This is a genomic window from Frankia canadensis, assembly GCF_900197875.1.
In the GTDB taxonomy this organism is placed as follows: domain Bacteria; phylum Actinomycetota; class Actinomycetes; order Frankiales; family Frankiaceae; genus Frankia; species Frankia canadensis.
Genome location: NZ_FZMO01000138.1, coordinates 1 through 10,020, shown reverse-complemented (window position 1 = coordinate 10,020; position 10,020 = coordinate 1). Strand labels below are relative to the sequence as shown.

Sequence of the window (10,020 nt, the reverse complement as noted above, 5' to 3'; positions counted from 1 at the left end):
TCGGCACATTCACCCAAGCCGTCTTCGTCCTGGAACAGGAAGGAATCTAAAAAAACCAACTTTGAAAATGCTCAATGTGCTTGGTGCTGCCGTCCGCGGGTCGTGAAAGTACTCGTCAAGGCGGGTGGCGCGGAGTCTTGACAGGGCCGGGACCCAGTTTTAGCCTCAAACATCAGATGTTCCAGTCGTGCCGTCTGGAGGCATCCAGCCGAGGTCGCCGCCATGCAGACCGGCCGGCCTGTCCAGTTTCTCCGAGGAGGGTCAGGGTGCGCTTAACCGCCGTTTCGGCAGACTCGCACGTGAACGAACCGCCGGACCTGTTCGTCGACCGTCTTCCCCGGCGGCTGCGCGAGCGCGGCCCGCATGTCATCGACACGGACAACGGGGGCCAGGCCTGGGTTATCGAGGGTGTTCCCGACCCCATGCCGCTCGGGCTGACCGCGGTCAACTTCCGCGCCCAGAAGCGTTTCGACCGAGCCAACTTCAAGCAGCGTTTCCTGGAGTTCCGCGACGGTATCCAGCGGGGTGTGCGCTTCGAGCAGATCCTCGCCGGCTCCTTCGACCCGCACGCGCGGCTGCTCGAACAGGACGAGGACCACGTCGACGCCGAGGTCCTCTACGCCAGCCCCACCGTGTGGGCCGGGGTGAAGGCGACGGAGGATCCGGAGCTGCGGCTCGCCTGCTTCCGCGCCTACAACGACTGGATGGTCGAGTTCACGGCCGTCTCGCCCGACCGGCTGATCGGCGTCGGCCTGATCCCCAACACCGGGATCGACGACGCCGTCGCCGAGCTGCGCCGGTGCCTGGTCGACCTGGGGCTGCGCACGGTGGCGCTCGAGAGCTACCCGAGCGGTTCGGCGACGGGGCCGTCCCCCGAGGACGACCGGTTCTGGGCGCTCGCCGAGGAGCTGGGCCGCCCGATCTCCCTGCACGCCACGTTCACCTTCCCCCCCAACTCCGTGCAGCTGTTCTCCAGGGGCGACCAGCGGCTCATGGAGAACGCCGAGCGTGGCAGCTTCCAACGGGTGCTCGAGGCGCTGATCAAGGACGGCCTGTTCGACCGCTTCCCGACGCTCACCTTCGTGGGCGCCGAGGTCAACTGCGGCTGGATCCCGCACTACCTGGAGCAGTTCGACGCGAGCTTCCGCCGGTACGGCGCCGGCCTGCCGACCCGGCTCGAACTGCTGCCGAGCGACTACTACCGGCGCAACTGCAAGATCACCTTCATCTTCGACCAGGTCGGCGTCGACAGCCGGCACCTGATCGGCGTCGACACGATGATGTGGTGCAGTGACTTCCCGCACTCGATCAGCAGCTGGCCGATCGACGTCGAGGTGGCGCACAGCCAGATGACCGCCGTGAACGACGCCGAGCGGGACCGGCTGCTGTGGCGGACCTGCGCGGACCTGTACGGCCTGCCCTACGACGACGAGCTCGTCCTGCCCGGTTCCCTGGCGGACATCGCCGCGGCGAACGGGGTGGCCCGATGAGCGCCGCTGCCGGCGCCGGCCCGTTCTCCGCCGGCTCGTACGCGATCCCGCCCGCCGACCTGCTCGCCGAGCAGGGCGTGCGGCTCGTCGTCACCGGCGGCGAGGCCCGCTGGGTGGCCAAGGAGACCTCCGAGCCGGTCACGGTGGCGCCCCGGGCGGTGGCCAGCCTGTCCCCCGAGGGCGGTGACGAGGCGTTCGCCCTGCTGGCCACCCCGAAGGCGCGGGCCGTGCTGCGTGCCCGCGACGGGCTCGCCGGCGAGGTGCTGCACCCCGATCCCGCGCTGGCCGCGGTCATCGCCCGGCTGGGGGACACCGGGCAGGTCGCGGCGGCCTGCGAGGCCTACAACAGCTGGCTCGCCGGCTACGTGGCCGCGGACCCGGACGTCGTCGGCGTCGGGCTGATACCCCCCACCGGCGTCGAGGACGCGCTCGCGGCGCTGCGCACCTGTCTGCGGGGCGGCCTGCGCGGTGTGTCGCTGACACATCCCCCCGCCGGTCCCGGCGGGCAGCCCGGGGGACCCGCGATGGAGTTCTGGTCGGCCGTCGGCGGCAACGCGGTCGTCTGCCTGGGCCCGGCCTACGGCGGCCGGGTGCACGGTGCCGACGGCGGGGTGCGCGCGGGCTATCCACCGCCCGTCTCCGGGCTGCTGAGCCGGCTCGCCTTCGCCGGCGTGCCCGACGAGGTCCCCGACCTGCGGGTGCTGCTGGTGAACGTGGAGGCCGGCTGGCTGCCGCACCAGCTGGAGATCGCCGACACCAACTACGAGCGGGCCGCGGCCAGCCGCCAGGTGTCGCTGCGGGACGAGAACCTGACCCCGAGCGAGTACGTCCGCCGCCTCACCTGGCTGACGCTTGTGAACGACCGGTTCTCCGTCCTGCGCCGCAGCTTCTTCGGCGAGCACCACCTGGTGTGGTCGAGCCCGCTGCCGCACGCCGAGGCCGGCTATCCCGACGACGGGGAGGCCGCCGTGCGGCTGACCGCGGGCCTGCCCGACGCCGACCGGGACCGCCTGGTCTCGCGCAACGTCCGCCGGCTGTTCCGGCTGCCGGACGTCGATCCGTTCACCGAGGCCGAGATCGGGGACTTCGAGCGCCCGGCGCCCCGCTGACCCGACGGTCCGGCTCCACCGGGGCGGGCGGCGCGTCCGCCCCGGTGGCATCCCCTGCCCGCATCCCCGCGACCGCGTTTCCCGCGACCGCGTTTCCCGTGACCGCATCCCCGTGACTGCGCAAGGAGCTGCCATGGACGGCCCTCTCGCCGGTATCCGCGTCCTGGACGTGACCCAGGGCATGCCCGGCGCGATCGTCACGATGCTGCTGTGTGACTACGGCTGTGAGGTCGTCAAGGTCGAGCCGCCGCGGCCGGTGTCGTTCGCGAACCCGGCCCGGGCCACCTGGGACCGCGGCAAGCGCAGCATCGTGCTCGACCTGGCGGTCGCCGACACCGCCGACACCGCCGACCGGGAGGTGCTGCGGCGCCTGGTCGCCGGCGCCGACGTCGTGCTCGTCGACCCGGCGCTGCCCGACGAGGCCGCGGTCGCGGCCGGGCTGGACGCGGACGGCGTCGCCGCGGCCAACCCGGGCGCGGTGCACGCCCGGCTCACCGCCCTCGGGCCGTACGAGGAGGCGGACCCGATGGCGGCCCGCGACATCATCGCCGCGGCCCGGCTCGGCGTGTTCGCCGAGTCGCCCGGCCACCGCGACGGCCCGATCTACCCCGGCCATCCGGGGATCACCTACGGCACCGCTTTCGTCGCGTTGCTGTCGATCCTGGCGTCGCTGCGCCGGCGGGTCCGCACCGGCGCCGGCGACCGGCTGGAGGTCGGCTTCGAGGACGGCGTCCTCGGCGTGATGACGATGAACTGGTCGTGCGAGCGGGCGCCGTCGTTCATCGCCTACAAGGGCCGCACCGGCACCCTGGACCTCGGCCACCGGCGGCTGCTGCTGCGCCGCTTCGCCTGCGCCGACGGCATGGTGCAGGTCCATACCGGCGCGGTCGGCGCCTTCGGCCGGGCGATGACCGCGTTCGGTCTCGCCGGCGAGATCTCGCCGGCCGAGGGACCGGCCGAGATGGCCACCGAGCTGACCGACGCCGACCTCGCCCTGCTGGCGGAGCGGCTGCCGCCCTTCTTCCACGCGCGCACCGTCGACGGCGTCTGTGAACTGCTGTGGAAGCACGAGGTGGCCTGCCTGCCCGTCCAGCCGCCCGGGGCGGCCTTCACCGACCCACAGGTCCGCCACGCCGGCATCATCGACACCGTCGACGACCCGGAACTCGGCCGGATCCGGATCGTCGGCCCGGTGATCCGCTTCGCGGGCACTCCCGGCGCGGTGCGCGGCGCCGCGCCCGCCCGTGACGCCGACGGTGCCGCCCTGCGCCGCGACGGCTGGTCCGCCCCGGGCCTGGGCCACCCCGAGCTCCCATCCCCGGTCCCGCCGGCGTTGTCAGGGCCGGGCCCGCAGGCGGGCGGGCCGCCGCTTTCGGGGCTGCGGGTCGTCGAGTTCGGCAGCTGGTTCGCCTCGCCGTACGGCAACCGGCTGCTCGCCGACCTGGGCGCGGACGTCATCAAGGTCGAGACGCTCGCCGGCGACCCGCAGCGCGCGCTGCCCGACCCCTACGAGGGCGGCAACCACGGCAAGCGGGCCGTGTGCGTCAACCTGAAGGACCCACGGGCCCGTCCGGTGCTCGACGCGCTGCTGGCCAGCGCCGACGTCGTGCAGCACAACATGCGGCCCGGCGCGGCCGAACGTCTCGGCCTCGACTACGACAGCGCGCGGGCGCTGCGGCCGGACATCGTCTACGGCTACTCGCCGGGCTTCGGGTCGACCGGCCCGAAGGCGCAGCTGCAGAGCTTCGCGCCGCTGGTCGGCGGCATGGTCGGGCTGATGCACCTGTTCGCCGGCGAGGGCAACGAGCCGCACACCGGCTTCGGCAACGAGGACTACTACAACGGCCTGCTGAGCGCCGCCTCGATCCTGATGGCCCTCATCCACCGCGAGCGGGGCGGGCCCGGGCAGTTCGTCGAGCTGCCGCAGCTGCATTCCAGCATCCTGGTCACCTCCGAGTGGTTCGTCGGCGAGGGGCGCGCCCGCTCGCTGCTGCCGGTGCTCAACCACGAGCAGACCGGGGCCGGCCCGTTCCACCGCGTCTACCAGTGCCTCGACGGCTGGCTGCTGGTCGTCTGCGACACCGCCGACGAGCGGGCCGCCTGCGTCGGCGCGGTCGCGGCCGGCGACCCCGAGCGCCTCGCCGACCTGCGCGCGGCGCTCGCCGACGGCCACGCCGGCGCGGCCCGGGTCGAGGAGGCACTCGCCTACCTGCTCACCGGTGATCTCGCCGAGAACTGGGAGGGACGCCTGCGGGCCGCCGGGGTGCCCTGCGCGGTCGCCGGGGAGGCGTCCTGGCTCCAGCCCTTCCTGCACGACGACAAGATGATCGCCGAGGGTCGGGTGGCCGAGATCGAACATCCGCGGTTCGGGCCGGCGCGGATCATCGGCCAGGTGTTCCGGCGCCCCGACGTACCGGCGCCGTCGGGCCGTGGGCCGAATCTCGGCGAGCACACCGCCGAGATCCTCACCGAGCTCGGCTTCGGCCCCCGGGTGGCGGAACTGCTCGCCGCCGGCGTCCTCGGGGAGCCCGGGTGACGACCGCCCGCCCGCCGGATCCGGCTGATCCGAGCGGTCCGGCCAGACCGGCGGAGCTGTTCGACCTGTCCGGGAAGGTCGCCGTCGTCACCGGCGGCAGCCGCGGACTCGGACGGGTGATGGCCACCGGGTTCGCCGCCGCCGGGGCCGCGGTCGTCGTCGCCAGCCGCGACGCGGACAGCTGCGCGGCCGTCGTGGACACCATCCGGGCGGCGGGCGGCCGGGCGCTGGCACACCCCTGCCATGTCGGGCGCTGGGACCAGCTCGACGGCCTCGTCGACGCCGCCGTCGACGGCTTCGGCCGCCTCGACATCCTGGTCAACAACGCCGGCATGTCGCCCGTCTTCGAGCGGCTCACCGACGTGTCCGAGGTGATGTGGGACCGCGTCGTCGGGGTGAACCTCAAGGGCCCGTTCCGGCTCGCGGTGCTCGCCGCCGAGCGGATGCGCGCGGGTGGCGGGGGCACCATCGTGAACGTGTCGAGCGTCGGCTCGCTGCGGCCGTACGGCGCCATCGCGCCCTACGCGGCGGCGAAGGCGGGGCTCAACGCCATCACCGTGGCGCTCGCCGAGGCGTTCGGACCGGCGGTGCGGGTCAACGCGATCCTGCCCGGCCCGTTTCGCACCGACATCTCGGCCGGCTGGGACATGGCCGCCTTCGAGGCGACCATCGGCGACGTGCAGGCACTGGGCCGGGCGGCCGAACCCGCCGAGATCCTCGGCGCCGCCCTGTACCTGGCCAGCGACGCGTCCAGCTTCACCACCGGCGCGCTGCTGCGGGTGGACGGCGGGATCCGGTGAGCCCACAACGGAAGGGGAAGGACATCCATGGATGAGTGGATCGACGCGGGCGCCGAGACGGACATCGCGGCCGGGCCGCGGGCGACCGTGGTCGGCAACCGGGCGGTCGTGCTGTGGCGGACCGAGGGCGGCACGGTGTCCGCGCTGGACGACGCCTGCCCGCATGAGGGCAACCGGCTGTCCGAGGGAGTCGTCGACGGCGAGGACCTGATCTGCATCTACCACGGCTTCACGATCGCCGCGGACGGCTGGTGCGACGCGGCCGGCTCGGCGGCCCGCTGCCACGACGTGCGGGTCCGTGACGGGCGGGTCCTCGTCCGTGTCCCGGAATCGTCCTCGTGACCGGGGACGGCGCGACCCCGGAGGGCGTGACCGGGGATGGCGTGACCGGCGGCGGCTCGTCGGGGGCCGCCTGGCCGGCGGGGGTCGACGGCGAGGCCGCGCGGGTGCTGGCCGCCTACTGCGCGGCCAACGACAGCTTCGACGCCGCCGGCGTGGCGGCCGCGTTCGCACCGGACGGCGTGCTGGTGAACTTCGCCGGGGAACACGCCGGTGCCGAGGAGATCGGGGCGTACTTCGCCGGCCTGTTCGCCGCGGAGCCCGCGGACGCGAGAACCGGCCACTTCGTGTCGAGCGTCCACGCGGATCCGGTGCCGCCGCGCCCCGGTGTCGCCGCCGCGGCCGCCTTCACCTCGGCGTTCTTCTTCCTGCACTGGGGTGACGGCCGGATCGTCACCACCTGGGGCAGCTACGTCGGCACCGTCGAGCGCATCGACGGGCGGACCCTGCTCGGCCGGCTGTCCATCGAGTTCTCGGCGCCGTTCCTCACCGTGCCGGCCGGCGTCCTCGGCGTCTCCGAGCCGCCTCCCGGCCCGACCGGCCCGACCGGCCCGACCGGCCCGACCGGCCCGACCGGCCCGACCGGCCCGACCGGCCCGACCGGCCCGACCGTCACCGACGCGTGAGCCACGCGCCCGAGGAGGGCACCGCTATGCAGCTGGGCGTCCGGATTCCCTGCTACCGACGCTGGTGCGACGCCGGCGCGGTCCGCGCGATCGCGCAGACGGCCGAGGACCTCGGCTTCGACTCGCTGTGGGTGCAGGACCACCTGGTGCTGCCGACCGGTGGCGAGGCCCACCTCGCCGAGGGGGTCAGCGGCTGGATGGACGGCGTCGCCGAGACCGGGATGACGGCGCACGACTACTACGGCTCCGACGACTGGTGGCTCGACCCGTACGCGGTGTGGGGATTCCTGGCCGGGGCGACGCGGCGGGTCACCCTCGCCAGCGACATCGTCGTCATCCCCTACCGGGACCCGATCGTGCAGGCGAAGCTGCTCGGCACGCTGGACGTCCTCACCGGCGGCCGGATGCTGGTGGGCACCGGCAGCGGGCACGTGCGGGGCGAGTTCGAGGCGCTCGGCCTCGACTACGCCGCCCGTGGCCGGATGCACGACGAGCACCTGCGGATCATCCGCGCGCTGCTGACCGGGGAGGAGGTCAGCTTCGCCGGCGAGTTCCACCGGTTCGGCCCGGTGCGCCCGCTGCTCGCGCCGCCGCGCCGGCACCTGCCGATCTTCGTGGGCGGCAACGGCCGGGCCTCGATCCGCCGGGCCGCCGAGCTCGGCGACGGCTGGCTGCCCTCGATGGTCACGCCGGACGGCCTGCGGGCCGGGCTCGCGGAACTCGACCGGCAGAGCGAGCGCTTCGGCCGCGCGGCCCGACCGCCGGTGGCCGTCTCCCTGCCGAGTGAGCTGCGGATGCCGGACGGCGCCGCGCCGCCGAGCCGGCGCCCGGACACCCGGCCCGAGGACGCGCTCGACCTCATCCGCCAGTACGCGCGGGTCGGCGTCGCGCACCTGTCGCTCGCGTTCCGCGTCACCTCGCCCGACATCTACCTGCGCCAGATCGAGACCTTCGCGCGCGAGGTGCTGCCGGGCGTGCCGGGCCGCGCGGCCGCGGTGGCCGCCGGCTCCGTCTCGGGGCCGGGTCCGGGCTGAGCCCGAGGCGGGCGTGTGTCGTGGGCAGAAGGCGGTCAGGAGAGGGAGGTCCCAGTGCGGGTCGCGGTGCTGGTCAAGCAGGTTCCGGTGGGGGAGTCGCTGGTACTCGGGCCGGACGGGCGCCTGCGCCGGGACGGCGTCGCCCAGGAGATGAACCCGTACTGTCGCCGCGCCGTCACCCAGGGGGTACGGATCGCGGCGGCCACGGGCGGTCACTGCACGGTCCTCACCCTGGGGCCGCCGTCGGCCGAGGACGCCCTGCGCGAGGCCGTCGCCTGCGGGGCCGACGCGGGGGTGCTGGTGTCCGATCCGGCGTTCGCCGGGTCCGACACCCTCGCGACGGCACGGGCCCTGGTCGCGGCGCTGCGGCTGCTCGGCCCGGTCGACCTGGTGCTGTGCGGGCGCAACTCCGTCGACGGCGACACCGGCCAGCTCGGCCCGCAGGTCGCGGCCCTGCTCGGCTGGCCGTTCGTCGGCGGGATGCGGGAGCTCGCGCTGCGCGGGGCCACGCTCGACGCGCGCTGCGAGGGCGACGACGGCTGGCTGCGGGTGCGCGCCGACGCGCCGCTCGTGGCGTCCTGCGCCGAACGGCTCTGCGAACCGGCCAAGGCGCCGCTGCCGGCCCGCGCCGCGGTGCCCGCGGACCGGCTGCGCCACCTCGTCGCCGCCGACCTCGGTCCCGGCCCGTGGGGCGCGGCGGCCAGCCGGACGGTCGTCGGCCCGACCCGCACGCTCGCCCGCCCACGGCTGCGGACGCGGCTATCCGGACCGCTGGAGCACCAGGTCGCCGAGGCGGTGCGGCTGCTCGCCGCCCGCGGCGCCCTCGACGCGCCCGAGACCGGTGCCGAGACCGGTGCCGAGACCGGTGTTGGGTCGGGTGCTGGGACCGGGGTTGGAGTCCGGAGCGGGGGCGTGCCGTCCCGTGCCGTCGAGGCCGTCGACCCCGCGGTGCCCTCGACGGGCGCGCTCGCGCTGGGGGATCCCGGGATCGGGGAGCGACTGCTCGGTGCGTCCCATGTCGCGCCGCCCCCGCCCGTGGCCGGCCAGGTCTCGGCGACCGTGACGGAGGACGGGAACGGGGACGGCGCGTGGCCGGTCGTCGGGGTGCTGCTCGAACCGGACCGTGAGCGGGAGGGACGTGAGCTGCTCGGCGCGGCCTCGTGGATCGCGCGGGCGCTGCGCGGGCGGGTGGTCGCGCTCGCCCCGGCCGGCGCCGACCGCGGGGAGCCGTCCGACCTGGCGATGCTCGGTGCCCACGGCGCGGACGACCTGGTGGTGCTTGCGGGAGTCGCGCTCGCCCACGACGTCGCCACGGCTCTCGCCGGCTGGTGCGGCGGACGGCGGGTGGCCGCGGTGCTGTGCCCTAGCACGATGTGGGGACGTGAGGTCGCCGGCCGGGTGGCGGCGACACTCGACGCCGGACTGACCGGGGACGCGATCGACGTCGGCGTCGAGGACGACCGGCTGGTCTGCCTCAAGCCCGCGTTCGGTGGCCGCCAGGTCGCGACCATCACCGCCGTCGGCGAGCCGCACCTGGCCACCGTCCGGCCCGGTGCCCTGCCGCTGCGCGAACCCCGGCAGGCCAGCCCGCCGTCGCGCACCATGGTCGAGGCTACGGCGACGTCCACGGTCCGCGTCCTGGAGGCGCACCGCGACGACGACGTGGAGATCCTCGCCCGGGCGAGCGCGGTCGTCGGGGTCGGCCAGGGCATCGACCCGACCGACTACCCGCTGCTCACGCCCCTGCTGGCGGCGCTCGGCGCGCAGCTGGCCGCCACCCGCAAGGTCACCGACAACGGCTGGCTACCGCGGGCCCGCCAGGTCGGCATCACCGGCCGGAGCATCGCGCCGCGGCTGTACGTCGCGCTGGGGCTGTCCGGGAAGTTCAACCACATGTCCGGGGTCGCGGCGGCCGGCACCGTCCTCGCCGTCAACCCGGACCCGGCCGCGCCCGTCTTCGACGAGGCGGACATCGGCATCGTCGGGACCTGGCGCGAGGTCACCGACGCCCTGACCGCGGCGCTCGCCGAGCGCGCGCTCACCGCCGGCGTCCGACCCGGCGGGGCGGGGTCTGGCGGAGCGGGAG

General features: G+C 74.8%; 8 protein-coding genes. All 8 read left to right on the top strand.

Features of this window, described 5'->3' with window-relative positions:
- Positions 1–299: 299 nt before the first annotated feature.
- A complete protein-coding gene (locus C1A33_RS13495; RefSeq protein WP_165818367.1) occupies positions 300–1,490 on the top strand; it encodes an amidohydrolase family protein in 1,191 nt (396 codons plus the stop codon).
- Positions 1,487–2,599, top strand: a complete 1,113-nt coding sequence (locus tag C1A33_RS13490) for an amidohydrolase family protein (protein WP_101831867.1) — start codon at positions 1,487–1,489, stop codon at positions 2,597–2,599. The genes C1A33_RS13495 and C1A33_RS13490 overlap by 4 nt, the downstream gene beginning before the upstream one ends.
- Positions 2,600–2,732: 133 nt before the next feature.
- A complete protein-coding gene (locus tag C1A33_RS13485; RefSeq protein WP_101831866.1) occupies positions 2,733–5,135 on the top strand; it encodes a CaiB/BaiF CoA-transferase family protein in 2,403 nt (800 codons plus the stop codon).
- Positions 5,132–5,935 carry an SDR family NAD(P)-dependent oxidoreductase gene (locus C1A33_RS13480; protein WP_101831865.1) on the top strand — a complete coding sequence of 268 codons (804 nt, stop codon included), beginning with the start codon at positions 5,132–5,134 and terminating at the stop codon, positions 5,933–5,935. Before C1A33_RS13485 ends, C1A33_RS13480 begins: the two co-directional genes overlap by 4 nt.
- 27 nt (positions 5,936–5,962) lie before the next feature.
- On the top strand, positions 5,963–6,277 hold the full coding sequence (locus C1A33_RS13475) for a Rieske (2Fe-2S) protein (protein WP_101831864.1): 315 nt from the start codon (positions 5,963–5,965) through the stop codon (positions 6,275–6,277).
- Positions 6,274–6,900 (top strand): nuclear transport factor 2 family protein, encoded by a 627-nt coding sequence (locus C1A33_RS37435; RefSeq protein WP_133150661.1) that lies wholly within the window; start codon positions 6,274–6,276, stop codon positions 6,898–6,900. The genes C1A33_RS13475 and C1A33_RS37435 overlap by 4 nt, the downstream gene beginning before the upstream one ends.
- A gap of 26 nt (positions 6,901–6,926) precedes the next feature.
- A complete protein-coding gene (locus C1A33_RS13465; RefSeq protein ID WP_101831862.1) occupies positions 6,927–7,934 on the top strand; it encodes a TIGR03619 family F420-dependent LLM class oxidoreductase in 1,008 nt (335 codons plus the stop codon).
- Positions 7,935–7,988: 54 nt separating this feature from the next.
- Positions 7,989–10,020 (top strand): FAD-binding protein (locus C1A33_RS13460; protein WP_207770301.1); only part of this gene is annotated, 2,032 nt, incomplete at its 3' end.